Source organism: Pseudomonas sp. zbq_18, assembly GCF_043102245.1.
Taxonomy (GTDB): domain Bacteria; phylum Pseudomonadota; class Gammaproteobacteria; order Pseudomonadales; family Pseudomonadaceae; genus Aquipseudomonas.
This window is the reverse complement of record NZ_JBICIT010000001.1, coordinates 300,961-325,525: the sequence shown is the minus strand read 5'-3', so window position 1 is coordinate 325,525 and position 24,565 is coordinate 300,961. Positions and strand designations below refer to the sequence as shown.

Here is a 24,565-nt window from a genome sequence, read left to right as displayed (position 1 = left end):
CGGCTTTTTCATGTCTGCGATTCACCGACGACGGCCCGCCACAAGGCGACGATAGTGAGTTTCCTCATCTGCAGCATTGTCTGGATCGCCCACTACACCGCCGACCAATCCTCGGCGAGCAGCACCTCGGACACTACCTGCCCGGACAGGCCATCGCGATCCCTCAAGCAGCCCCCTCACCCAGTTGTCCCTCGTATGCTCGGTCTCCCCACGCATCACCTGCAATACAGGCCGACCATCCGACGCCGCAAAGGGCTGGCATACAGCCCCAGAACTGCCTAGGCACCTGATGCGCGTTTCGCTGCAGAAGACGGCGACCTCCTCGGCCTGCTCGTCAAACCACACGCGACAGGATTCTCTGCTGCAATCACATGGATCGTTGGCGGCGAAAGCTACCGCCCCTGGCCATGGAGAAACTCGATAACAAACAGCAGGCCATGAAAAAGGGCTCCCGAAGGAGCCCTTTGCAGTAGCGCATCAACTATCAGTGCGCGAACAGCGAACCGCCCTTCTTGCCGGCCAGTTTCTCCGGCTTGATCAGGAAGCGCGCCAGGGCTGGCAGCAGCCACAGGGCACCGAACATGTTCCACAGCAGCATGAAGGTCAGCATCAGACCCATGTCGGCCTGGAACTTGATCGCCGAGAAGATCCAGGTGACCACGCCGATGGCCAGGCACAGACCAGTGAACAGTACCGCCTTACCGGTGGAACGCAGGGTCTGGTAGTAGGCCTCCTGCAGCGGCATGCCAGCGCGCAGGAAGGTCTCCAGACGGCTGTAGATATAGATGCCGTAGTCGACACCGATACCCACACCCAACGCAATCACCGGCAGGGTTGCCACCTTCACGCCGATGCCCAGCCAGGCCATCAGGGCGTTACCCAGGATGGAGGTGAGAATCAGCGGCAGGATGATGCACAGCATGGCGCCGAAGGAGCGGAAGGTGAGCAGGCACATGACTGCGACGCAGATATACACCAGGATCAGGATCTTCAGCTCGGAGGTGGCAATCACCTCGTTGGTAGCCGCCTCGATACCCGCATTACCGGCAGCGAGCATGAACTGCAGGTTGTCGTTGTTGTTCTCCTTGGCGAACTCTTCCACCACACCGACAGCGCGCTTGAGCGTCGCGGCCTTGTGATCGTTGAGGAACACCAGCACCGGGGCCAGCGAGCAGTCGGCGTTGTACAGACCGTCGGCACGGGCGATGGAGTTGTTGAGGATGTCCGGGTTGCGCGACAGGGTTTCCCACTTGAGGCTGCCCTCGTTCATCCCCTTGATCACCTGCTTGGACACGCTGACCATGGAAATGGCCGACTGCACACCTTCGGTGTTTTCCAGGCGCCACATCAACTCATCCATCGGCGCGAGAGCTTCGTAGGTCGAGCAACCCTCATTCGCCGTCTTGACCATTACCACCAATACGTCGGAACTGGTCGAGTAGTTGTTGATGATGAAGTCATTGTCCTTGTTGTAGCGCGAATCCGGACGCAGCTCCGGCGCCCCCTGATCGAGGTCACCCACCTGCAGGTTGGCTTTCTGGTACCAGAAGCCAGCAACGCCAGCAGAGAGGGCGATGACCACGGAGATCGGCGCCACTACCGGGTGCGCAAAATTGGACAATGCGCGCCAGAACGGCTGATCACGGTTAGCCTCGCGCTTGCTGCGCTCGATCGCCTTCTTGCTGATACCGATGTAGGAAATGGCCACCGGCAGCAGAATCAGGTTGGTAAACACGATCACACCGACACCGATGGAGGCACCGATGGCCAGCTCACGGATCACGCCAATATCGATGATCAACAGCGTGATGAAGCCCACGGCGTCCACCAGGATGGCAATCATGCCGGGCAGGAACAGCTGGCGGAAGGTGCGACGGGCTGCGGTCAGGGCGTTATCGGCATCGCTGGACTGCAGGGCGATACCGTTGATCTTCTGCACGCCATGGGAAATACCGATGGCGAAGATCAGGAACGGTACCAGCATGGAGTACGGATCGAGTCCAAAGCCAGCCAGGTTCATCAGGCCGAGCTGCCAGACCACCGCGATCAGCGTGGTGGACACCACCGAGATGGTCGAGCGGATGCACCAGCTGAACCAGTACAGCAGCACCAGGGTAATGGCCAGAGCAACGCCGAAGAACATCACCACCATGATCAGACCATCGATCAGGTCACCGACCTTCTTGGCGAAACCGACGATGTGCACCTGCACATTGGGGTTCTGCGCCTGGTACTTCTCGCGGATCTTTTCTTCCAGTTCATGGGAGAACTGGCGGTAGTCCAGCTTGACCAGCTTGCTCTGGTCGTTCGGGTCCGGGTACTGCTCGAGCAGCGGCACGTCGACGATGCTGGATTTGAAGTTGTTGGCGACCAGACGGCCGACCTGACCGGACTTGAGGACGTTGTTGCGCAACTCCTGCAGGCTCTCGTCGGAGCCGTCATAGGTCTGCGGGATCACCTCGCCACCGTCGAAGCCCTCTTCGGTCACTTCCGTCCAGCGCACGCTCGGACTCCACAACGACTTCAGGCCGGAGCGATCAACGCCGGGAATGTAGAACACTTCGTCATGGATCTGCTTGAGCGTCTCCATGTAGTCCTTGTCGAAGATGTCGCCGTTCTTGGCTTCCACCGAAATTCGCACGGTGTTGCCCAGGTTGGCCAGATCGTTGCGGTGCTCGATCATCTTTTGAATGAACGGATGCTCCAGCGGGATCATCTTCTCGAAGCTGGTCGAAGGACGAATGTGCGATGCCTGCCACAGCAGCAGGAGGGTAATCAGCGCGCACAGCGCGATCACGATCGGGCGGTTGTTGAAGATCAGGCGCTCGAGGAAGGTCGCCTTGTCCTGGTGATGGCTACTCATGGAACTCATATGCTCATACGCCCCGGCTTATTGTTTTTGGCCTGGCTCTTCGCCAGTCGGAGATGCGATACGCACGCCACCCTGGCCCACCAGGATCAGGTTGCCAGCGGCATCGGCGGTCACCGAAGCCAACGATGCACGATCCGAACGGTTGATCACGGTAAAGCTGCGTCCGGAGTCTTTGCTGGTCAGCACGCTGCCGCCATGGCCAACGACGACCAGATCACCATTCTTCAGCAGGCTAGCGCCGGCCAGACCGAACTCCAGTCGGCCACTGTCGGCAATCAGCGGAATTTCTTGCCAAGTGCTACCAAAATCGCTGGAGCGATAGAGGTTGCCACGCAGCCCGAACACCAACAGGGTGTTGCTGCTGGCCGTGCCCTGGGCACCGAACAGAGTGCCCTCGTATGGGCCCTGGACTTTTTCCCAGGTCTGCCCCCAGTCCGCGGAGCGGAACATGGTGCCCGCCTCGCCAACGACGAACAGGCCGGCGTCCTTCACCGCAGTGATGCCATTGAGGTGATAACCATCCTCGTTGTCGAGCCGGTCACTGACATCGTCCCAGCTCTTGCCGCCATCACTGGTTTCCAGCAAAGCGCCATAGGCGCCGACCGCAAAGCCGTTGCTGGCATCGCGGAACCAGATATCGAGCAGCGGCGCTTCACGCTCCAGGTCCTCGTACTGCAGTTCCCAGTTGGCGCCGCCGTCATCGGTGGCAAGGATCTGCGCATCGTGGCCTACGGCCCAGCCGTGCTGTTCATCGACAAAATACAGCGCCGTCAGCAGCTGACGAGTCGGCACCCGCGCCTGTACCCAGTTTTTGCCGGAATCCTCGGAAAACAGGATGTGACCGCGATCGCCCACGGCAACCAGACGCTTGCCGGCATGGGCAATGTCCAGCAGCAGGCTGGTAACAGCCTTGGGCGACTCGATGGAGAGAACACTGGCGGCATCCGCAGCCTGCACAGACAGGGGAGCAGTCAGAGCCAGGAAGGAACAGACGCTGATCAGGGACAGCGCTTTCGCCAGCGGCGATAGGTGACGGGCCGGTGCCGCAGTAGTTGGGCAACCGGGGCGGGTGCGCCGCATGACGGGCTCACGCATATATTTCCCCCTTTATTCTTATAGGTGGGTTCATTGGCCTCTTTTCAGGCCGAGCCATGCTATACGGCTTTGGAAAAACCTGACAATCGGCGTGACGTTATGTTTTGTTAAGGACGAGTTACCTAACTTTGCCCTTCCCCCAGAAAGCCGCAAGCCGCTGACTGGCAGCGGCTTGCGGGGTATCACCAAGCTTTAACGCGTACCACGCCGACGCAACGCCGAGGGGGTGAACTCGCTTTCCGCCGGGATCGGCTTGCTGAAGTTGGCGGTGGACGATTCCTCGCTGTCCAGGTTCTGCACATGGTAGCGACGGCTCTGCAGGTCGTGGAAAGCCTCCATGGCCGACCAGGTGGTGGGCAGGTCGTAATAGTTCTTGAGGTAGGCAATCGACACACGCCACAGCTCACCGCGACTGTCGTACTGATCCATCACGGCCGCCTGCCAGCTGTCCTCATCGAGAAACAGGGTGCGTTTGGCATAGACGTGCCGCACACCCGGCTTGAGCGTACCTTCCACTACCCAGACCCTGTGCAACTCGTTGCGGGTCAGTTGCGGATTGATATGGCCGACCTGCAGTACGTCTTTGTACTTCACCCCTTGCGCGGCAAGGCGGTAGTTGTTGTAGGGGATATACATCTCCTTCTTGCCCAACAGCTTCCAGTCGTAGCGATCCGGCGCGCCGTTGAACATGTCGGTGTCATCGGCAGTTCGTAGACCTTCGGAAGCGCCGATTGGCGTGTCGTAGGCCAGGTTGGGCGCCCGGCGCACCCGGCGCTGACCGGCGGCGTAGCCCCAGGCCTGGCGGGCCTCCTTCACCTGATCGAGGGTCTCGTGGACCAGCGCGGCATCACCGGCCAGACGTGCCGGGCTCTTGGTGAAGTTCAGGTAGTAGAACAGGATATTGTTCAGGTCGGCGTAGCTACCCTTGGGATCGTAGTAGCGGAACAGCGCCTCGACTTCCGACACCACGGGGGAATAGGCGCCGTTGCGCTGCACCGCCACCTCTGCCGAACGCCGGGTGATATAGCTGCCGCGGTAACGCACGATGTGGTTCCACAGCGCCTCGACACCGCTCTGCGGAATCGGGAAGGGAATGCCGCCGTAGGCATCGACGAAACCGTTGCCCCCCTCGACCAGCTTGGCCGTTGTGGCGTTCTTGATGGTGTTGTCATAAACCCATTGCGGTGCAGAACCCGTGCGGCGGCTCTGGTAGACCGGGATCTGGTAGGTCTCGGGATAGGACTTGAGCAGGGCGATCTGACCGGCGCTCAGCTTGTCCTGATACTGCTCCAGATTGGCTCTGGTGATAGTGAACAGAGGCTTGTCATCCGGAAACGGGTCGATGTGATGCTGACCACTGCCCTTGTATCCCGCCGGCGGCTGAGTGATACCACCCGTCCACTCGGGAATGGTGCCGTCGGCGTTACCGGCCTTTTCCGCACCATAGGGCGTCAAGGTTTGTCCGAGTTTGGCGGCCTCTTGCGGCGATACCGCCGCCATAGCACTGCCTGCGGTGCAGGCGATGGCGACTGCCGCAGCAATCAGCGAGCGCGAGATAAACATGGTGCATCTCCTAGGTCTCGACAGCCGGAGGCTCAGCGCCCCGGCCGTAGCGATGGATTCAGAATGAGTACTTGACGTTGAGGCCGATATTGTCGCGATCGCGCGTACCGTTGTTCCCGCCGCCACCGTAGAACTCGGTGTACTGCAGCTCGGCTTCGAGGCTGTTCAGGTAAGTGGCCGTGATACCCAGGGTATAGGCCTTGCTGCCCTCGATGAAGTTGCCGGTGCGATGCGAGTTGCCCTCGAAGTCGTGCTTGAAGACCGCGTATGGCGAGAGCGCGACCCCGGCGAACACATCGTTCCAGGTACCCGACATGACCAGGGTGTAGCCGTAGGCGTCGCGGTCAATCTGGTCGTCGTCACCACCCGAAGTGTAAGGCGTGTCCGGCCCCCCGACGAAAACGCGCTTGGAGCCGTCATAGGCGGTGTACTCCAGGCTGGAGCCACGCACATGCTCGGAAGCCAGCTCGGCAACACCAAACAGCGAGTCGAAACCGAACGAAGGACCAAAGTTGTAGATGGTGCCCAGCGAAGTATTGAAGGCTTCAACCCGCTCGTAGTTATAGAACAGCGAACCACGACAGAGCTGCTTGCCGGCCACATCGGCACAGGCCTGGTCGGCCGGGACAGCGGAATCGAAGATATCGCTCAGCCCGTAGATACCCTGTCCCAGCAGATCGCCAAGCAGGTCATCGGTGGCACTGATGCCAATCGGCAAATTGGGGCGATAGGACAGTTCACCGAAGACAGAAGCCTCGCCGACCGTGGTGTTGAAGCTCAAACCATAGACACGGACATCTTCGACATAGGCGCGCCTGGCCACGGCATTGCTGGCCGCATCGATGGTCGCCATTGCGGAGGCATACTGCGAGAAGGACCCGAGCGCCGACTCGATGGCCGAGTAATCGACGCCCTGATAGTCCGTCAGATCAACCGCTACCTGCGGCTCCTTGGTGTGGTAATTGATGAAGTAAAAGCCGAACTCGGTCTGGTTAAGCTCCTCGGCGATATAGCGGAACGCCACACCGAACTGGCCATCGTCCTTGGCATTGAGGTCGCTGCCAATATTGGCCACCTTGAAGGTACCCGTACTGGCATCCAGATACGCGTTAGGCCCAAATGGCCCCTGGCCCAGGCCACCAACACCCTCGAAGAGCTGATAGAAGGGGAATAGGGGCGCCAGATCGGCTTCGCTGGTATAGGCCGTATTGCCGCCATCGGCGAACAGATCGGTCGGCGAGAAATAGGTGCCCACCGGGTCGATGGCGGTCTCCTTCCAGTTCCACTGGTAGTAGGCCTCCATGGACAGGTTGTCAGTCAGCCCCAGGTTGACGTTGAAGGCCTCGACCGGCACCAGCACTTCCTTGATCTCAGCGCCCGGCAAACGGAAGCGCGCCGCATCGACCGGGTTACTGGTGTTCACTCCACCCCGCGCGAACAACGCCTCACCCCAGTTGAATACCTGACTGCCGAGTTTGGCCGTCACCGGCATGTTGCCGACATCCCAGTTGCCGTAAAGGTAGGCATCGAGTATTTGCGCATCACGTCCGGCCTTGTGCCGGGTCTCGTCGGTAAAACTGTTGTCGTCCGGGTAATTCTGGGTCGGCCGGAAATCGTCGTTGTCGTTGCGCTTATCCATGATCTGAGTGTCATAGAAGGCACTGCCACGCAAGAACAGACCATAGTTCTTGTAATTGGCTTCCAGCTCCGAGGTTACCTTGAACACCTCGGAAACCAGGCCGGTATCGAAGTTGCGGTTACCGTCGTTGGTGTTGACGTCGTCACCCACCTTTTCCGCTTTCTCCACGCGCCATAACTGGCCATAGGAAAGCGTTGTATCCAGTGAGCCTGTCACTTCATTGTCGAGAAAGCTGAACTCAGCTGCTGCCGCCGGCATGGAACACAGCAAGGGAAGGAGCCCAACCAGGGCGAAGCCTGCACGCGCAGGCGCGAGGCGAAGGGGCGACTTGAGCAAGGAAAGGCCTCCGGTATGTATTTGTTCTTGTTGTGGGCAGGCTGCTCGAAGAGAGCAAACAAGCCGTCACGACCTATACAAAAACGATACCAAGAGGGAACTTTTTAAGAATTCCTTGAGCTATCCAGCCAAAGCGAAAGATTGCCGCCCCGATGTCCCAATTTGTCTCCCCGATGGCGCGCCTTAACCTTGAGAAACACCCTGCAAAAAGGAACGAAATGCCTCTGCCACGGGGCTTTCCGCTGACGGGACAAACTGACCAGGCAGAAAGGAAACAAGGAGTAACAAACGGCGTTACCGAGCGCTTGCTTGGTAACGCCGATGCCCTGATCAGGCCAGGCTCTTGCTGACCACCTCGAACACATCGCTGGACAGCTCGCCGCTGGCCAGGATGCGTTCCAGCTCGCCGCGCATCAGCGCCTGACGCTGCTCACCGTACTTGCGCCAGCGGGTCAGCGGTGCCAGCAGGCGCGAGGCGATTTGCGGGTTGAGCGCATTGAGGGTAATCACTTGGTCGGCCAGGAAGCGATAGCCACTGCCGTCCAGAGCATGGAAGTTGACCAGGTTCTGCCCGGCGAAGGCACCGATCAGCGCACGCACCTTGTTCGGGTTCTTCAGGGTGAAGGCCGGGTGCTGCATCAGCGCCTTCACGCGCTCCAGCCCCCCCGGCAGGGTGCTGGCGGCCTGCACGCTGAACCACTGATCCATGACCAGCGCATTGTCCTTGAAGTGCTCAGCAAAAGCCTTGAGCGCCTCGGCCTTCTCCGCCTCGAACGGGGAATTGACCAGCACGGCCAGGGCGGTCAGGCGCTCGGTCATGTTGTCGCAGACTTCGTACTGTTCCAGGGTCGCCGCCAGCACTTCCGGCTTGCCGGTGAGCATCAGGTAGGACAGCGCGATGTTCTGCAGGCTGCGGCGAGCGAAGTGGACAGACTCGGCCACATAGGGCGTGTTGCGCGAGACCTCGCGGTTAGCCTGGTAGCGTGCCCACAGCGGCTCGAACAGCGCGCTGGCCAATTCGGCACGGGCAAACTCGCGGGCGGCGTGGATGGCGTCGACATCGGCCACTTCGGCGATCTCGGTGAGGTAGCCCTCCCCTGGCAACGACAGCATCTCGGCGACCATCGCCTGGTCCAGCGACTCGTCCAGCAACAGAGTACGGAACGCCTCGATCAGACGCTGATCCAGTACCAGTTGCTCGCCGCGCTGTTGCTGGCCGATCAGCTCCTGCAGCACCTGCACGGACAACTGCTGCCCAGCCTCCCAGCGATTGAAGCCGTCGGAATCGTGCTGCATGAGGAACATCAGCTGGTCGCGGCTGTAGGGGAAGCTCAGCTTGACCGGTGCACTGAAGCCGCGCAGCAACGAAGGCAGCGGCTTGGCTTCGAGATTGACGAAGGTAAACGCCTGTTCGGCCTGGGTCACCTGCAGCACACGGCTGGTGCCGACCGGCTTGTCTTCGCCAACCAGCTGCAGCGGCAGTTCGCGGCCCTGGGCATCGAGCAGCGCCAATTCCAGCGGGATGACGAAAGGCAGTTTCTCGGCCTGACCCGGTGTGGCCGGGCAGCTCTGGCGCAGCTGCAGGCGGTAGGTATTGGCCGCCGCATCGTAGCTTTCGCTGACCTCCAGGCGCGGCGTGCCGGCCTGGGTGTACCAGCGCTTGAACTGGGTCAGGTCCTGGCCGCTGGCATCTTCCATGGCCTTGACGAAGTCGTCGCAGGTCACCGCCTGGCCGTCATGGCGCTCGAAGTACAGGTCCGAGCCCTTGCGGAAGGTCTCCGCGCCGAGCAGGGTGTGGATCATGCGCAGCACTTCCGAGCCCTTCTCGTACACGGTCAGGGTGTAGAAGTTGGAAATTTCCATGAAGGCATCGGGGCGCACAGGATGGGCCATCGGGCCGGCATCTTCGGCGAACTGGTGGGTACGCAGGTAGGCCACGTCCTCGATGCGCTTGACCGTGCGCGAATTCATGTCGGCGCTGAACTCGGCGTCGCGGAATACGGTGAAGCCTTCCTTGAGCGACAGCTGGAACCAGTCGCGGCAGGTCACGCGGTTGCCCGACCAGTTGTGGAAGTATTCGTGGGCCACCACGGCCTCGACGCGCTGGTGCGCGGCGTCGGTGGCGGTCTCGGCCTTGGCCAGCACGCAGCTGGAGTTGAAGATGTTGAGGCCCTTGTTCTCCATGGCGCCCATGTTGAAGTCGTTGACCGCGACGATCATGAAAATGTCCAGGTCATACTCGCGCCCGTACACCTCCTCGTCCCACTTCATCGACTTCTTCAGGCTGGTCATGGCGTGCTGCACCTTGTCGATGTTCTCCGGCTCGACGTAGATGCGCAGGGTGACTTCGCGCGCGCTCATGGTGGTGAAAGTGTCTTCCACGCACCAGAGGTCGCCGGCGACCAGGGCGAACAGGTAGGCCGGCTTCTTGAATGGGTCTTCCCAGGTCGCCCAATGGCGGCCGCCCTCCTCACTGCCGCTGGCGACTGGGTTGCCGTTGGACAGCAGCACCGGATAGCGATGCTGCTCGGCGCTGAGCGTGGTGGTGAAGGTGCTCATCACGTCCGGGCGATCGAGGTAGTAGGTGATCTTGCGGAAGCCCTCGGCCTCGCACTGGGTGCAGAACATGCCGCTGGACTTGTACAGGCCTTCCAGCGCGGTGTTGCTCTCCGGGTGGATGCGCACGCTGCTGTCGATGACGAAGTGTTCCTGCGTCGGCTGCAGGGTCAGGTGACTGTCGCTCAGCTGGTAGTCGCCGGCGGAAAGCACACGGTCGTCCAGCTTCAGCTCCAGCAGCTCCAGTTCCTGGCCATCCAGCACCAGTGGCGGAAGACCAGCGCCGGCTTCGGGGTTGCGGCGCATCACCAGCTGGGCATGCACCAGGGTGTGGTCCTCGAACAGTTCGAAGGTCAGGTGGGTCTCGTCGATCAGGTAGTCGGGCACCTGATAGTCCTTGAGGTAGATCATCTTCGGCTGTTCGGTACGCATGGCTTGTGGCCCCTTATTCGGAATGTACGGCGACCTGGTAGGCCGTGTATTTGCGCAGATTGATCACGCCAGTGTCGAGGATCAGGTACTGGCCCTTGATGCCCTTGAGAATACCCTCCACCACCGAGGTCTTCTCCAGATCGTGGCTGGCGACCTTGGTCGGATAGGCCTCGACCGGATAGCGGATCTCCAGCACCTCGGCATTGCTGACCGGCTGGATCGCCTGCAGGCCGAAGCGCTGCTGCAGCGCTTCGATACCCTCAGCGCAGCTGGCCAGCAGCTCATCGCGAATCGCCGGCAGATTCAGCGGTACGGCGTCGCCCTTGAGCAGCGCGCGCCAGTTGGTCTTGTCCGCCACCTGGGTGCGCAGCAGGTCTTCGACGAAGCCGGACTGCTGGCGCGTGGCGACGCGGAAGATCGGTAGCGCCTGGCTGGCGCCCTGGTCCAGCCAGCGGGTGGGAATCTGGCTGGCGCGGGTGATGCCGACCTTGATCCCCGAGGAGTTGGCCAGATAGACCACATGATCGGTCATGCAGAACTGCTCACCCCAGCTCGGTTCGCGGCAGGTACCGGCGTCGTAGTGGCAGCGCTCCGGGCTCATGATGCAGCTGTCGCACTGCGCCAGCTTGGTGAAACAGGGGTAGCAGTAGCCCTGGGCGAAGCTCTTCTTGGTCTTGCGCCCGCAATGGCTGCAGTGGATGGCACCGAGAAATTCCAGGCGCACCTGCTTGCCCAGCAACGGGTTGACCGGTACTTCGGTCTCATCCAGACGGAAGGCGTACTGCGCCGTCTCGCCCAGGCGTATGGTCATCTTGCTTAGCGCACCACGGCCCAGCTCGTTCATGGCCTGAGTCATCAGTGCAGGGTGTCGTTGGACTTGAACAGGATGTTGGGGATCGGCTCGGCGTGCGACTGGCACTCCTGCGGGCCCATGTAGCCGGTGCGCTCTTCCTCCGGCAGGTTCTGGATTTCCCAGGCGATCATGGCCTGCAGCGACAGCTCTTTCTGCTCCTGGGTGAGCTTGCGGCCGTCCGGCCACTTGCCGATTTCCACCGCCAGCTTGAGGCTCTGGTAGATCTCGGGGGTGATGTTCTCGATCATTTCGGCAAAAGACGACATCGCGGGCTCCGGCAACGGAAAGCTAAACAGACCGGCAAGTTTACCGGCGCAGACGCGCCAGCGCACCGCCGACGAGACCCGCGGCGCAACCGGCGACCAAGCCACCGACGTGCGCCGCGTTGGCGATGGAGCCGAAGCCCAGGGTATCGATCACCCCGCTCAGGCACACCAGCAGCCAGATCAGCATCATCGCCAGCACGCCGCGCGGTAATTGGTAGGCCGGGGTCGGCGCCAGCAACTGGAAGATCCAGCAGTAACCGAGCAGACCGTAGAGCACACCGGACAGGCCGCCGAACAACGAGGGCCCGCCAAACCAGAACTGCGCCAGGTTGGACAACAGGCCGAACAGCAGGCTCAGGCTGAGCAGGGTGAAGGCGCCATGCCGCGCCTCGATGCGCCGCCCCAGCTCCCAGTACCACAGGCTGTTCATGGCCAGGTGCAGGATGCCGAAGTGAATGAACATCGGCGACACCAGGCGCCACCACTGCCCGGCCTCCAGGCTGGCCAGCCAGGGCTGGAAATACAGGTACTCGCCCTGAATGTGGAAATCCTGAAAGGTCAGCCAGCGCAGGGCCGCAAAGCTGTCGCCAAGCAGGGTGAACGTCGCCACCAGCAGCGTCAGCAGCAGCATCGCACTGGTCATCCAGCTGGCGCGCAACTGGGCGATGAAGCCCGGCCGCGAGGGCCGGGCGGGGTTTGGCACAGCGTCCTCCCCGGCGCCTTGCGGATAGCGCAGATACAACTCACGCACCTGCACCGCCAGTGCCTCGACGGGCACCCAGAGCACCTGGGCATCACGCTCCTCACTGACCCGGTGCGGTACCTGCAGGCGGCGCAGCAGGGCGACGAAACCGCTGAGATCTTCCTGCAAGGGGCGGCGCAGCGCCTCAATGGTGCTCATTGCGGGGCCTCCGGGCGCTCCACCACGACCCAGACGAACTTGTCAGGATCGATTCGTGTCTCGTTATCCAGCCGATAAGCCACCAGCTTGCCGTACATCACCGCGCTGTAGTCCAGGCAGGCCAGGTTGGCACGGATAGGCGCAGGCTCTCCGCGCCGCCAGTAGTGGCCGACGAACAGCATCGGCTCATCGGCACCGTACTGCAGCAGGCGATTCTTCTCCCCATCGGGCAGGGGCAGGCGCGCCGCTTCGTCAGGCAAGGCTTCCGGCTGGAACACCACATCGCCGTAGGTCTGCGGGTCTTCTTCCCAGAACTTGGTGCGGAAATGCGCCCGCGGATAACCCTCTTCGCTGGTCAGGGTCAGGCCCAGCGGCAGACGCATGTCGGTTCCGCGCAGCAAGCGCTCGAAGACCCGGTTGGCAAAGCTGCCGGGCACCGCCGAGGCCGTGACGAAATCGCGATCAACCCGGCCATCGGCAAAACGCTGGCGCAGCGGCTCGATCAGTTCGCTGTCCCAGCAGGCATGCACCAGGCGGAAATGCCCGGCATCAATGAACAGCGGTAACTGCTGGAACCAGCCAAGAAAGTCATGCCAGTCGCCAGGGTGCTGCTCGAACTGCTGGAAGGTCTGCTGCAACAGGCGCTCATGGCGCGGCGTGTGCTCGCGCACAAACTGGCGGCCACTGCCAGGCGGGGCCTCGAGGTACCAGCCCAGCGCGTTGTATTCATGGTTGCCCATGATGCACAGCGCCTGGCCGGCCTCAACCATGTCGTGCACCAGATGCAAGGCCTCGCGCACCCGAGGGCCGCGGTCGATGATGTCGCCGAGAAACAGCGCCATGCGCTGCGGATGACGCCAGACCCCACCCTGCCGGTGATAGCCCATCTGTTCCAGCAGACGCTCCAGGCTGCGGGCGCAACCATGAATGTCGCCGATCAGATCGTAACCGCGGGCGGGATCGAGCAGCATGTCAGTCGTGCCCGCCGAGTCGGCTGCTCCAGCCAAGCTTGGTACGGCAGGCCTCGTAGTAGTTGTGATCCAGCGGATGGATCAGGCGCAGCTTCTGCGGTTTCTTGGCCACCGTGATGGTGTCGCCGGGTGCGCAGGTGAAGTGGTTCTGCCCGTCGCAGGACACCAGCGGGTAAACCGGCAGGTCGTGGGCGACGACTATCTTCAGCTCGCTGTTGCCATCGACCACGATCGGTCGGCTGGACAGGGTATGCGGGTACATCGGCACGATGACGATGGCATCCAGCTTGGGATGCATGATCGGTCCGCCGGCGGACAGCGAATAGGCGGTGGAGCCGGTCGGCGTGGCGACGATCAGGCCGTCGGCCTTCTGACTGCTAACGAAGTGACCGTCGATATAGATCTCGAACTCGATCATCTTGGTCGACTTGCCCGGGTGCAGCACCACGTCGTTGAGTGCATCACCCTTGCCGATGGCTTCGCCATTGCGGCGTACTTCGGTTTCCAGCAGGAAGCGGCTTTCTTCAAGGAAGCGCCCCTCCAGCACCTCGGCGACCTTGACCTCCAGCTCGTCTGGCTTAATGTCGGTGAGAAAGCCCAGGCTGCCACGGTTGATGCCCAGCACCGGGATCTTGTGGCGGCAAAGCGCTCGGGCAGCGCCGAGGATGCTGCCGTCACCACCGACGACAATGACCAGGTCGCAGACCTCTCCGAGAATCTTGCGCGAACAGGTCTGTAGGCCATGGCCGGGCAACACTTCGGCAATGGTGTCTTCGAGAATCACATGCAGGTGGCGCTCGAGCAGGAAGGTCTTCAGGCGGCGAATGGTATCGAGCACCTGGGCGCTGCCCAGGCGACCGATGACGCCGATATTGCGGAATTGCTCCATGGGGCGCTCTGCAACGGGGGAGAATTGCCCGAATTATGGGCGAAACGCCGCAGCAGCGGCAAACCGGGCTATTGCCCCAGCACCAGCGCGCACTATGCTCGGCCCATGCACAACCTCGATACCCTGCTCGATCAACTGCGCCAGCCCTGCGTCCGCGACCTGGCCTGGACGCTACTCTCCCCCGGGCTGCTCAACCACGGCGCCCTGCCCCTGCGCCACCCGTTGGCGGCCAGTCGCTGGTGGCATGAGCCGCCACAGCTGGCCGACTGGCTACGGCAGCAGGAACACGACAGCACTGCGCTACGCCAATACCTTGCTCAGGGCTCCAGTCGCCTGGGCCGTTATTACGAGCGGCTCTGGCAATTTGCCCTGCACGCAGCACCGGACATCGAGGTGCTGGCCGCCAACCTGCCGATACGTCAGGGCGGCCATACCCTGGGCGAACTGGATCTGCTGCTGCGCGATGCCGAGGGCTGCCATCATCTGGAGCTGGCGATCAAGCTCTACCTGGGCCCCGCAGAGCAAGCGGGCGAAGATGCCGAACACTGGCTGGGGCCCGCCAGCGAAGATCGCCTGGGGCTGAAACTGTCCCACCTGCGTAATCATCAGTTGCCACTCTCCAGCAGCCCTGCGGGCCAGGCTACCCTGGCACACCTGGGTCATGGCGCCCCCAAGGCCGCCGGTTGGCTTGGCGGCTATCTCTTCTATCCCTGCCACATCCCCTGCGCCAGCCCAGCCGTCAGCGCAGCCGAACACTTACGCGGACGCTGGCTGCGGCACTCGGACTGGCATCGACTGGAACCCCAGCACAACCATTGGCAGCCGCTGCCCCGCCAGACCTGGCTGGCGCCAGCCCGCATCGAGGAACAACAACGCTGGCCCACTGAACGGCTGATGCAGTGGCGGCAGCAACTGGATGAGTGGGCGCCCGCTCAGCTACTGGTCAGGTTGCAACCGCGGGATAGCGGTGACTGGTACGAGCGCGAGCGAGTCTTTCTGGTCAACGATCACTGGCCGCACGCTCCGCTCATGCGCCAGTCTCAGTGACTGCGTTCGGTACGCCCACCAGAGCGGGCCAGGTAACCCGGACCGCTCTCGCTCAGCAGAGCGCCACGTTGAACGGGCGGCAAGGCATCCAGACCATCGCGCAGGGCATAAGCGGAGAAACCCAGCTGCGACAGCAGAAACACGGCGCTGGCGCTGCGCTTGCCACTGTCGCAATAGCACAGGTAAGTGCGCGCCTGATCCAGCAGACGCGTCTTCAATCGCAGCAGGTGCAACGGCATGTTGAGTGCCTGCTGGGCATGGGCCTGCTCGTACTCCGGTTGCAGGCGCACATCCAGCCACTGGGCGCCGTTCGACAGCAGGCGTGCGGCCTCGCCGAACGACACTTCGTCGACCACCGGCGCCTTGAGCAAGGCAAAGAAGTCCTGGCGATCCAGGCGCAGCACTACCCCCTCTTCGATCAGCGTCACCGTGGCATTGCGTGGCTGGTCGGACAACAGGGCCTCCTCGCCAAAACACGCGCCCACTTCCAGCTCTGCCAATACCTGGCGCCCATTGTCGGCGCCACGAAACACCTCGGCCCGGCCGCTTTTGAGGAAGTAGCAGCAATCGCCTGCCTCGCCCTCGACCAGCACGCGGCTACCCGCTGGCAGATCAATGGGACTCAGACGCTCGAGCATGGCCCGTACATTGGTCGGCGGAACCTTGGCGAACAGGGGGTTCTGCAGCAACCGCTCCAGCCACTCCACGTCCTCACCACTGGCCTGCAGGTCGAGCAGCAGATCCTGGTAAGACAGGCGCCAGGTCAGCAGGCGATTGAGCGTTGCGCTATCCAGCGCCAGAACGCTGACATCCGTCAGCGCACGGGCTTCATGCAGGCGCGGCAGACTCGGTGATACGGGATGGCAGCTGGCCTCGCTGCCGGCGCTCAGGTGTATCTCGCCACCGGCTGCATCGCGTAACGAAAGCTCACCGGACAGCAGATAATAAGTGGTGCGGGCCTGGTCGCCCTGGCGAAACAACAGCTGCCCCGCGAGAAGAGGTTGCGGCACCAACTGGCTGCGCAACTCTTTCCATTGCTGCTCGGACAACACGTTGAGCGGAGTAAAACTGCGCAGCTGTTCAGGATTCAGCGGCTCGGTCATCGCAACCAGTCCTTGCATTGTTCTTGTGGGTTCAACCGGCGACGAGCGCCTGCAGACGCGGCGCCATAGCCCGGCATCCCTGCAACCCACCGCTGTGCAAAAACAGCAGGCGGGTACCGGCAGCAAAGTAACCGGCCTCCACATGATCGCGCAATGCCAGCAGTGCCTTGCCGGTATACAGCGGATCAAGCGGCAACTGCCCGTACTGCGCGCAATCCACCATGAAACGCGCCAGCGCGGCGTCCACCCGACCGAAGCCCCCCCGACTCGCATCGAACAGGCGGTAGCCCGCATCGGCGCGCCCTGCCGCCTGCAACAACACAGCCAGTTGCCGCCCCACACCATGGCTGGCAGGCACGGCGCTGGCCACATGCACCAGTCGCTTCCCGGCCTCGGCCAGCACGATACCTGCCGCCGTGGTGCCGGTGCCAGCAGCCAGCCACCACCCGTGGAAATCATCCCAGCCCAGGTTGGCCAGTTGCTCGCACGCCTGGCTGACTATCGCCCTGCAGCTCGATGCCGCCGCCAGCCCCAAACCACCTTCTGCTACCGGTAGAAGGTGCGGATACTGCGCCTGCCAGGGCGTCCAGAAACCGGCATGCTGCCGTGCGCGGTAACCGCCGTAGCCAAGCCAGTGCAACTGCATGCCGAAGGCCTGCAGATCACGCACCGTCGGCGTGTCGTGCGGTTCGCCACGCAGTAGCCCAACGGTTGGGAAGGAAAAACGCTGACCGGCAGCGGCCAGCGCATGCAAATGATTGGAGTGTGCGCCACCCAGGCTGATCAAGCCCTCGGCCCCCTGCGCTGCTGCGGCTTCGATATGCGCGGTAAGCTTGAACCATTTGTTGCCGGACAGCAGCGGGTCGAGCAGGTCCAGGCGCAGTACGGCCAGCTCGATACCGGCCCGCGTCAACCAGGGCAATGAGAGAAGCTGTAAAGGTGCACGAGGCTGCCAGTCGGGAAGAGAAATAGGCATTGCGGCCATAGCTGAACAAACAACGGGCCGCACATCATAGCGGGCGTGATTGCACTGCGCGCAGATGGTTAACCCACGGTCCGCAGACGTGCTCCAGCCCGATGCCGTGCGCAGCAGTTGGACTCGCCGACCACGAAGCGACTGGGCGTCTCGACCCTATCGATAGGCATGGCACAACGCTCGCCGGACGGCAGACTGGCCTCACAGGTGGGCTGCTGGTAGTGAGCCAGCCACTGCCGGTATTGCTCCTCGGAAACGAAGCATTTGGCCGCCGCATAACTCATGGGGTTGTCCTGGTAGCGCGCGATATCCTGCAAAGGGATGGTCAGGTGCCCAGCGCCAGGGTGGTAGACGACAAACACCACGCCCAGCTTGGCCAGGCGCGCGAGGATCTGTTCACCATCCTCTGCAGTGAGGCGCTCACGCTCCTGCTCAAGGCGCTCCAGCTCACGCTGCAGCTGGGCTTCCTGCTCAGCGCGGTAGGCCAGCTCGACATCGCGAATGGCCACCTGCTCCTTGAACTCGGCCACGGCAGCGGCCACCTTGGCCTGTAACTCGGCATCAAACTGGGCGCGCAGGATATCGGCCTCGGTGCGGCCATGCTTTTCCAGCTCCTGCAGCTGCCTGGAGAGTTCTTCACGGGTCTTCTGCACGCTGTCGGCCTGGGCATTGAGCTCAGCCTTGAGGCTGGCATTGAGCTCCTCCTGCTGGCGCAGCGCCTGGTGCAGGCCATGGATTTCCGCCTGCAGGGCGCGCTTACCCTCTTCGGCAGCCAGCTTGGTGCGAGCCAGCTCCTCTTCGTATTGCTTGCCCAGAGTGCTGATGCGCAGACGCTGCTGCTTGATCAGCTGGGCCGTTTTCAGGCGGTGCTCCTGCTCTTTTTCCTCCGCCTGCTTGGCCGCAGCCTCACGTGCAGGGTCGGGCGCTTTCCATTTTTCTTCATCGGCTACCTGCAGGCGCTCAGGCAGCACAACGGGTGCATCCTCTTCCACCAGCAGGCCCAGACTGTTGCGTTTTATAAGATCGCGAATCAGCGCCAGGTCATTCTTGCCCGGCGCCAGGCTCGGATCCCACAGGTGCATCTGATGCCAGGACACCGGGCACTGGCTGCGGCAGGCCAAACGAATCGGCCCCGCCCCCAGATCCGGCCCACGCCCGGCATTGTCGGCCAGATGGCGCAGAGGCAGGTTCCAACCCGGGTCAGCCGAGCCACGCTCATCGAAATCGAGATAGAAGAACACCGCAGCTCGCACCATCAGACGCGGATTGATCAGGACATAGACCAGGCGCATCTGCTCGTCGGCGAACTCGGGCATGTTCACCACGCTGTCGAGCAACGCCTCGAACTCAGGGAAAAGCATCTGCTTGCAGATGCCGCGCTCGTTAAAGAACAGCACGGCTTCGGTCATCTGCGCTTTGTTCTGCATGCTCATGAATTTCCCTCAGGCCATCAGGATCACAACCGGCACGCTGCGGGGTTGCCCCGCGCGGGCGCACAACCTGCCAGGCAGGCGCAATCCCTTGTTTCGAGCAAGTCTAGGGGAAAAAGCAACAGGGGCAATGTGACTGGGTTGGCAGCCGTTTCGCACCCTTGGCAAGTACGGAACGGCAAGCGGATAAAACTGTGACACGGTTGGGCGAATCAGGCCTTGGCAGCGGCCAGGAAGGGCGCCAGGCGCCGGCCCATTTCCTCGCCCAGAGCGGCCAGGCCACTCATCGGGCGCACCATCACCTCGAACTCGACGATCTTGCCGTCCTCATCGAAGCGGATCATGTCGATGCCCTTGAGCTCACGCCCGCCCACCTTGGCGCTGAACTCCAGCACCACGTTGAGGCCGTCTGCCGTCGCCAGCTCACGGTGATAGGCGAAGTCCTGGAATACCTTGAGCACAGTATTGAGGATCAGGTTGACCACCTGTGCCCCCGGATAGGGGGTGTGCGCCATGGGCGAGCGGAATACCGCCTGCGGGTGCAGCAACTCCGGCAACTGACTCAGGTCATGAGCGGCAATGAACTGGTGCCAGCGCTGCAGGCTGGCGGCCGCGGCGGGATGCAATTGGGCGTCGAAGGACATGGGCTTTTCCTTGTTGTTATAGGCCACACAGAAAACGCCCCGCGCTAGGCGGGGCGTTTCACTTACAGCTCGGCGGCGAGGCGCGAGCCCTGGTTGATCGCGCGTTTGGCATCCAGCTCGGCGGCCACATCGGCGCCGCCGATCAGGTGCACCTTCTGCCCGGCGGCCTCCAGGCCCTCCTGCAGCTCACGCAGCGGGTCCTGTCCGGCGCAGACGATAACGGTGTCCACCGGCAGCACCTGCGGCTCGCCCTCGGCGATGCGGATGTGCAGGCCGGCGTCGTCGACCTTGAGGTACTCGACCGAGTTGAGCATCTGCACGTTCTTGTTCTTCAGGCCCGTGCGGTGAATCCAGCCGGTGGTCTTGCCCAGGCCATCGCCGACCTTGGACTTCTTGCGCTGCAGCAGGAACACCTCGCGCGCCGCCGGGTGTACCTGGGCCTTGATCCCGGCAATGCCGCCACGGGCGTCCAGCGCGGTATCGATGCCCCACTCCTTCCAGAAGGCCTCGCGGCTCTGGCTGGTGGCCTCGCCGGCATGGGTGATGAACTCGGACACGTCGAAGCCGATACCGCCGGCGCCGATCACTGCGACCTTCTGGCCGACCGGCTTGCGCTGCAGGATGGCGTCCAGGTAGCTGATCACCTTGGCATTGTCGATGCCTTCGATAGCCGGGGTGCGCGGCACGATGCCGGTGGCCAGGATGATCTCGTCGAAGCCACCCTTGACCAGGTCGTCGACCGACACGCGGGTGTTCAGGCGCAAGTCGACACCGGTGGTTTCCAGCTTCTTCTTGAAGTAGCGCAGGGTCTCGTAGAACTCTTCCTTGCCCGGTACGCGCTTGGCCACGTTGAACTGGCCGCCGATTTCGCCGGCCGCGTCGAACAGGGTCACGCTGTGGCCACGCTCGGCGGCCACGGTGGCGGCGGACAGGCCGGCCGGGCCGGCACCGACCACGGCGATCTTCTTCACCGTGGTGGTCGGAATATAGTTCAGCTCGGTCTCGTGGCAGGCGCGCGGGTTGACCAGGCAGCTGGTCAGCTTGCCGCCGAAGGTGTGGTCCAGGCAGGCCTGGTTGCAGCCGATGCAGGTGTTGATCTCGTCGGCACGGCCGGCGGCGGCCTTGTTGACGAAGTCCGGGTCGGCGAGGAATGGACGGGCCATGGACACCATGTCGGCATCACCTTCGGCCAGTACCTGCTCGGCCACTTCCGGTGTGTTGATGCGGTTGGTGGTGCACAGCGGGATACTGACTTCGCCCTTGAGCTTGGCGGTGACCTTGGTGAAGGCCGCACGCGGCACCTTGGTGGCGATGGTCGGGATGCGCGCCTCGTGCCAGCCGATGCCGGTGTTGATGATGGTGGCGCCGGCCTTCTCGATGGCCTTGGCCAGGGTCACGATCTCGTCCCAGGTGCTGCCGCCCTCGACCAGGTCGAGCATGGACAGGCGGTAGATGATGATGAAGTTCGGGCCCACGGCCTCGCGAATGCGGCTGACGATCTCCACCGGCAGGCGCATGCGGTTCTCGTAGCTGCCGCCCCAGCGGTCGGTACGGTGGTTGGTGTGGGCGACCAGGAACTGGTTGATGAAATAGCCTTCCGAGCCCATCACCTCGACGCCGTCGTACTCGGCCTGCTGGGCCAGCTTGGCGCAATTGACGAAATCGTTGATCTGCTTCTGGATGCCCTCCTCGTCAAGCTCGTTGGGCTTGAACGGGTTGATCGGTGCCTGGATGGCGCTGGGCGCGACCAGCTTCGGGCTGTAGGCGTAGCGACCGGCATGCAGGATCTGCATGGCGATCTTGCCGCCGGCCTCGTGCACCGCGCGGGTGACGATCTTGTGCTTCTCGGCCTCTTCCACGGTGGTCAGCTTGGCCGCACCGGAGTAGACACCGCCTTCCTCGTTCGGGCCGATGCCGCCGGTGACCATCAGACCGACACCGCCACGGGCACGCTCGGCGAAGTAGGCCGCCATGCGCTCGAAGCCATTGGGCTTTTCTTCCAGGCCGGTGTGCATGGAGCCCATCAGGGTACGGTTCTTCAGGGTGGTGAAACCCAGGTCCAGCGGGGCCAGCAGGTTCGGGTAGGCGTTGCTCATGATCATCTCCACGGCATCGGACTTGTCACGGAAGTCGCCGCACCTCGTTGGGCACGGTCGTTGTTGCGCCAGACGATAAATAGCTCGCCCAGCCGGCTCAATGATCGAAAATTACAACTTACTGATCATAACTAACAGAAGCGCTGGGCAATCGGGTACCTTTACCCTAATCTGGACAGCATCATCCACTCTCGTATTCCGCCATGTCACGCCTGATCCGTCGCGGCCTGCTACTTGCTCTCGTCTTCGCCCTCACCGGCTACGCCACCTGGACCCAGTGGCGGCCCGCCAGCCATTACCAGAGCGACCTGCACAGTGATCTGGCCCTGAACCTGGGCAACGATCAGGGCCGCGGCAATCTGCTGGGCATCCAGCCCGAGTTGTTCGGCGCCGACTACCGCAGCGTCCTGCACCTGCAGCGCAAGCTGTCCGCCTATCTCGACCAGGCACGCCAGAACGGTCTGCTCAACGCCAAGACCATAGTGATTCTGCCCGAGCATATCGGTACCTGGCTGGTAGCCGCCGGCGAGAAGCCCGAAGTGTTCAGCGCCAACCATCTGCAACACGCCATGCTCTGGCTGGCCCTCAGCCATCCGCTGGATCTGGGTTTGGCCTTGCTCCAGGCCCAGGGCGCAGAGCGCCTGAGCGACGCGCTGTTCCGCATGAAGGCCGAGCAGATGGCCGCCGACTACCAGAGCCTGTTTGGCGGCCTGGCCGAGAGCTACGGCGTGACCCTGGTGGCTGGCTCCATCGTGCTGCCCGAGCCGCGCGTAGAAGAAGGGGTACTGCACGCCGGAGATGGCCCGCTGTACAACGTCAGCCTGGTATTCGGCCCGAACGGTCTGCCGCTTGGCCAGCCGCAGCGCAAGGCGTTCCCTATTCCCTCGGAAACCGGCTTCACCGCCGCCGCGCCCAGTTCGGCGCTGCGCGTGGTGGATACCCCGGCCGGACGCCTGGGCGTGCTGATCTGCGCCGACAGCTGGTACCCACAGAGCTATGCCGCGCTGGCCGAGCAAGGCGTGGAGTTGCTGGCGGTGCCTGCCTTTCTCACCGGCAACGGCCTGTGGCAACAGCCCTGGGGCGGCTACACCACGTTCGCCGGCACACCAGCGGATGTCGCCACGCGCGCCGGTGAACTCAGCGAAGGCGATGCCTGGCTGCGCCACTCGCTGCCTGGACGCCTGTCGAGCACCCAGGCCCGCGCCGGCCTGACCGTGTTTATGCGCGGCCAGCTATGGGACCTGGGCAGCGATGGGCAAAGCGTGGTGGCGCAGCCCGAAGGGCACCATCTTATCGATGAAGGCCGCGGCGCCCGCCTGCTGAACCTGTGGCTGTGAGATGAAAGGTCCGCGCGTACGCCTGGGTGAGCTGTCCGTCGGCTTCGTCCACAGCCTGGCGGATGCCCTGCAGGAACGAGGCATCGCTGCCAGCGCACTGCTGGAGCAGTTCGGCCTGGACAGTGAGCGCCTCGCCCAACCCCAGGGGCGCCTGTCGATTCCGCGCTACATGCGCCTGGGGCACGCGGCCATTCAGCTGACCGGCAATCCTGCCCTGGGTCTGGAGATGGGCCACCTCAATCGCCTGAACCAGCTCGGCCTGGTCGGCGTCACCGCAGCCCAGGCGCCCAATCTGCGCGAAGCGGCACGGGTCATCACCCGCTTCGAGCCGCTCTACGCGCAGAACTACCGCGGTCAGTCCAGTTTCCATGAGGACCGCCGCGGCGCCTGGCTGAGCTTCTACTCCATCAGCCCCTACAACGCCTACAACCGCTTTGTCGTGGATTCGGTGCTGGCCGGGTGGCACAGCCACCTCTGCCAACTGAGTGGCAACCGGGTGGCATTGGATAAAGTGGAGATCGAATTTCCCGCCCCGGACTACGCCGAGCGCTATGGCGCGGCCTTTGGCTGCACCGTGGAATTCGGTGCAACCACCAATCAGCTACGTCTGAGCCAGGCGACGCTGGCCATGCGCAATACCGCACACTGCCCGAGCACCTGGCATCAGCTACTGGAGTTGTGTGAACGAGAACTGGAACAGCGTACCCGCACCCACAGCCTGCGCGAGCGCATCACCCGCCTGCTGGGACCGTTGCTGCACGGCCATGAGCCAGATCTGGAAGAAGTCGCGGCACGCCTGCAGCTGCCGGTGTGGACACTGCGGCGCAAGCTGGCGGAAGAAGGCACGCAGTACCGGGCGATCCTCAATGACACCCGCCACGACCTAGCCATGGCCTATATCCGTGATACCGAGCTGGCTTTTGGCGAGATCGCCTATTTGCTCGGCTTCGCCTCGGCGGAAGCCTTCCAGCGGGCGTTCAAACGCTGGAACGGGAAGACCCCGGGGGAATTCCGCCGCAGCCAGCGCCTGCAGAGGGGCTAAAGCTCTGTGGCGTCCTCGGCCGGCTCGAGCGAATCCTGATCCAGAGCGTGCGCTTCCAACAGCTCTTCTACGTAGTCATCCATTGAGTCTTCCTCCTGTTGCTGAGCATGGTCCAAACAAAGACCGTGCCAGAATCCTGAAGATTCCCGATGACAACCCTGTGACAACCGATTTTTTCCAGCCCATGCGAAAAGCCCCCAGCTCTTGCGAGCTGAGGGCTTCTCTTGATATGGCGCAGCGGACGGGACTCGAACCCGCGACCCCCGGCGTGACAGGCCGGTATTCTAACCGACTGAACTACCGCTGCGCGTCGGTTCTCGCAAGAGGCTTGGTGGGTGATGACGGGATCGAACCGCCGACCCTCTGCTTGTAAGGCAGATGCTCTCCCGGCTGAGCTAATCACCCGATGTAGCCTTGCGAGGTGGCGCAATTTACGCAGGCGCCTTTGCTAAGTCAACACCCGGCTTGGATTTTTTTACTGCAAGCTAGTCTCCGGGGGGATACGGCAGTGCACGAT

General features: G+C 62.7%; 18 protein-coding genes and 2 tRNA genes. 3 read left to right on the top strand and 17 right to left on the bottom strand.

Going from position 1 to position 24,565, the window contains the following annotated elements:
- Window positions 1-484 precede the first annotated feature (484 nt).
- From ACF8C6_RS01605 to ACF8C6_RS01560, 10 genes are all read right to left on the bottom strand, one after another.
- Window positions 485-2,872, bottom strand: coding sequence for an RND family transporter (locus tag ACF8C6_RS01605; RefSeq protein ID WP_392497696.1), 2,388 nt, complete (start codon window positions 2,870-2,872; stop codon window positions 485-487).
- 18 nt (window positions 2,873-2,890) lie between these two features.
- The gene (locus ACF8C6_RS01600) at window positions 2,891-3,967 is read right to left on the bottom strand and encodes a YCF48-related protein (protein ID WP_392497695.1); all 1,077 of its coding nucleotides are present in this window, start codon (window positions 3,965-3,967) and stop codon (window positions 2,891-2,893) included.
- Between the two features lie 192 nt (window positions 3,968-4,159).
- Window positions 4,160-5,530, bottom strand: coding sequence for a DUF1329 domain-containing protein (locus ACF8C6_RS01595; RefSeq protein ID WP_392497694.1), 1,371 nt, complete (start codon window positions 5,528-5,530; stop codon window positions 4,160-4,162).
- Window positions 5,531-5,588: 58 nt separating this feature from the next.
- Window positions 5,589-7,505, bottom strand: coding sequence for a DUF1302 domain-containing protein (locus ACF8C6_RS01590; protein WP_392497693.1), 1,917 nt, complete (start codon window positions 7,503-7,505; stop codon window positions 5,589-5,591).
- A 330-nt stretch (window positions 7,506-7,835) separates the two neighbouring features.
- On the bottom strand, window positions 7,836-10,493 hold the full coding sequence (gene pepN, locus ACF8C6_RS01585) for an aminopeptidase N (protein WP_392497692.1): 2,658 nt from the start codon (window positions 10,491-10,493) through the stop codon (window positions 7,836-7,838).
- A gap of 13 nt (window positions 10,494-10,506) precedes the next feature.
- Window positions 10,507-11,337 carry a DUF2797 domain-containing protein gene (locus tag ACF8C6_RS01580; RefSeq protein WP_392497691.1) on the bottom strand — a complete coding sequence of 277 codons (831 nt, stop codon included), beginning with the start codon at window positions 11,335-11,337 and terminating at the stop codon, window positions 10,507-10,509.
- An 11-nt stretch (window positions 11,338-11,348) separates the two neighbouring features.
- Window positions 11,349-11,612 carry a YeaC family protein gene (locus ACF8C6_RS01575; RefSeq protein ID WP_110682041.1) on the bottom strand — a complete coding sequence of 88 codons (264 nt, stop codon included), beginning with the start codon at window positions 11,610-11,612 and terminating at the stop codon, window positions 11,349-11,351.
- A 40-nt stretch (window positions 11,613-11,652) separates the two neighbouring features.
- Window positions 11,653-12,513, bottom strand: a complete 861-nt coding sequence (locus tag ACF8C6_RS01570; RefSeq protein ID WP_392497690.1) for a rhomboid family intramembrane serine protease — start codon at window positions 12,511-12,513, stop codon at window positions 11,653-11,655.
- Window positions 12,510-13,481 (bottom strand): metallophosphoesterase, encoded by a 972-nt coding sequence (locus tag ACF8C6_RS01565; protein WP_392497870.1) that lies wholly within the window; start codon window positions 13,479-13,481, stop codon window positions 12,510-12,512. Before ACF8C6_RS01565 ends, ACF8C6_RS01570 begins: the two co-directional genes overlap by 4 nt.
- A 4-nt stretch (window positions 13,482-13,485) precedes the next feature.
- A complete protein-coding gene (locus ACF8C6_RS01560) occupies window positions 13,486-14,373 on the bottom strand; it encodes an NAD(+) kinase (protein WP_277690297.1) in 888 nt (295 codons plus the stop codon).
- Window positions 14,374-14,478: 105 nt separating this feature from the next.
- On the opposite strand from ACF8C6_RS01560, the gene ACF8C6_RS01555 reads away from it, so the two are divergent.
- On the top strand, window positions 14,479-15,420 hold the full coding sequence (locus tag ACF8C6_RS01555; protein WP_392497689.1) for a DUF1853 family protein: 942 nt from the start codon (window positions 14,479-14,481) through the stop codon (window positions 15,418-15,420).
- Here the strand turns inward: ACF8C6_RS01555 and ACF8C6_RS01550 are convergent.
- From ACF8C6_RS01550 to ACF8C6_RS01530, 5 genes are all read right to left on the bottom strand, one after another.
- Complete coding sequence (locus tag ACF8C6_RS01550; protein ID WP_392497688.1) at window positions 15,414-16,523, bottom strand: cyclic nucleotide-binding domain-containing protein; 1,110 nt, start codon at window positions 16,521-16,523, stop codon at window positions 15,414-15,416. The genes ACF8C6_RS01555 and ACF8C6_RS01550 overlap by 7 nt on opposite strands.
- A gap of 31 nt (window positions 16,524-16,554) precedes the next feature.
- Window positions 16,555-17,499, bottom strand: coding sequence for a 1-aminocyclopropane-1-carboxylate deaminase/D-cysteine desulfhydrase (locus tag ACF8C6_RS01545; RefSeq protein ID WP_392497687.1), 945 nt, complete (start codon window positions 17,497-17,499; stop codon window positions 16,555-16,557).
- A gap of 68 nt (window positions 17,500-17,567) precedes the next feature.
- Window positions 17,568-18,932 carry a chromosome partitioning protein ParA gene (locus ACF8C6_RS01540; protein WP_392497686.1) on the bottom strand — a complete coding sequence of 455 codons (1,365 nt, stop codon included), beginning with the start codon at window positions 18,930-18,932 and terminating at the stop codon, window positions 17,568-17,570.
- A gap of 209 nt (window positions 18,933-19,141) precedes the next feature.
- Complete coding sequence (locus ACF8C6_RS01535; protein ID WP_392497685.1) at window positions 19,142-19,573, bottom strand: nuclear transport factor 2 family protein; 432 nt, start codon at window positions 19,571-19,573, stop codon at window positions 19,142-19,144.
- Between the two features lie 62 nt (window positions 19,574-19,635).
- Window positions 19,636-21,669 (bottom strand): FAD-dependent oxidoreductase, encoded by a 2,034-nt coding sequence (locus ACF8C6_RS01530; RefSeq protein WP_392497684.1) that lies wholly within the window; start codon window positions 21,667-21,669, stop codon window positions 19,636-19,638.
- Window positions 21,670-21,872: 203 nt separating this feature from the next.
- Here ACF8C6_RS01530 and ACF8C6_RS01525 point away from each other — a divergent pair, with 203 nt between their 5' ends.
- A complete protein-coding gene (locus ACF8C6_RS01525) occupies window positions 21,873-23,006 on the top strand; it encodes a carbon-nitrogen hydrolase family protein (protein WP_392497683.1) in 1,134 nt (377 codons plus the stop codon).
- Between the two features lies 1 nt (window position 23,007).
- Window positions 23,008-24,048: an AraC family transcriptional regulator gene (locus ACF8C6_RS01520; protein WP_392497682.1), complete on the top strand. Its 1,041-nt coding sequence runs from the start codon at window positions 23,008-23,010 to the stop codon at window positions 24,046-24,048.
- 230 nt (window positions 24,049-24,278) lie between these two features.
- Here the strand turns inward: ACF8C6_RS01520 and ACF8C6_RS01515 are convergent.
- A tRNA-Asp gene (locus ACF8C6_RS01515) sits at window positions 24,279-24,355 on the bottom strand.
- A gap of 22 nt (window positions 24,356-24,377) precedes the next feature.
- Window positions 24,378-24,453 (bottom strand) — tRNA-Val (locus tag ACF8C6_RS01510).
- Between the last annotated feature and the right edge of the window lie 112 nt (window positions 24,454-24,565).

Coding starts and splice junctions, on each gene's coding strand:
- ACF8C6_RS01605 (WP_392497696.1), bottom strand. CDS start 2,872: ATGAGTTCCATGAGTAGCCATCACCAGGACAAGGCGACCTTCCTCGAG.
- ACF8C6_RS01600 (WP_392497695.1), bottom strand. CDS start 3,967: ATGCGTGAGCCCGTCATGCGGCGCACCCGCCCCGGTTGCCCAACTACT.
- ACF8C6_RS01595 (WP_392497694.1), bottom strand. CDS start 5,530: ATGTTTATCTCGCGCTCGCTGATTGCTGCGGCAGTCGCCATCGCCTGC.
- pepN (WP_392497692.1), bottom strand. CDS start 10,493: ATGCGTACCGAACAGCCGAAGATGATCTACCTCAAGGACTATCAGGTG.
- ACF8C6_RS01580 (WP_392497691.1), bottom strand. CDS start 11,337: ATGAACGAGCTGGGCCGTGGTGCGCTAAGCAAGATGACCATACGCCTG.
- ACF8C6_RS01575 (WP_110682041.1), bottom strand. CDS start 11,612: ATGTCGTCTTTTGCCGAAATGATCGAGAACATCACCCCCGAGATCTAC.
- ACF8C6_RS01570 (WP_392497690.1), bottom strand. CDS start 12,513: ATGAGCACCATTGAGGCGCTGCGCCGCCCCTTGCAGGAAGATCTCAGC.
- ACF8C6_RS01560 (WP_277690297.1), bottom strand. CDS start 14,373: ATGGAGCAATTCCGCAATATCGGCGTCATCGGTCGCCTGGGCAGCGCC.
- ACF8C6_RS01555 (WP_392497689.1), top strand. CDS start 14,479: ATGCACAACCTCGATACCCTGCTCGATCAACTGCGCCAGCCCTGCGTC.
- ACF8C6_RS01550 (WP_392497688.1), bottom strand. CDS start 16,523: ATGACCGAGCCGCTGAATCCTGAACAGCTGCGCAGTTTTACTCCGCTC.
- ACF8C6_RS01545 (WP_392497687.1), bottom strand. CDS start 17,499: ATGCCTATTTCTCTTCCCGACTGGCAGCCTCGTGCACCTTTACAGCTT.
- ACF8C6_RS01540 (WP_392497686.1), bottom strand. CDS start 18,932: ATGAGCATGCAGAACAAAGCGCAGATGACCGAAGCCGTGCTGTTCTTT.
- ACF8C6_RS01535 (WP_392497685.1), bottom strand. CDS start 19,573: ATGTCCTTCGACGCCCAATTGCATCCCGCCGCGGCCGCCAGCCTGCAG.
- ACF8C6_RS01530 (WP_392497684.1), bottom strand. CDS start 21,669: ATGAGCAACGCCTACCCGAACCTGCTGGCCCCGCTGGACCTGGGTTTC.
- ACF8C6_RS01525 (WP_392497683.1), top strand. CDS start 21,873: ATGTCACGCCTGATCCGTCGCGGCCTGCTACTTGCTCTCGTCTTCGCC.
- ACF8C6_RS01520 (WP_392497682.1), top strand. CDS start 23,008: ATGAAAGGTCCGCGCGTACGCCTGGGTGAGCTGTCCGTCGGCTTCGTC.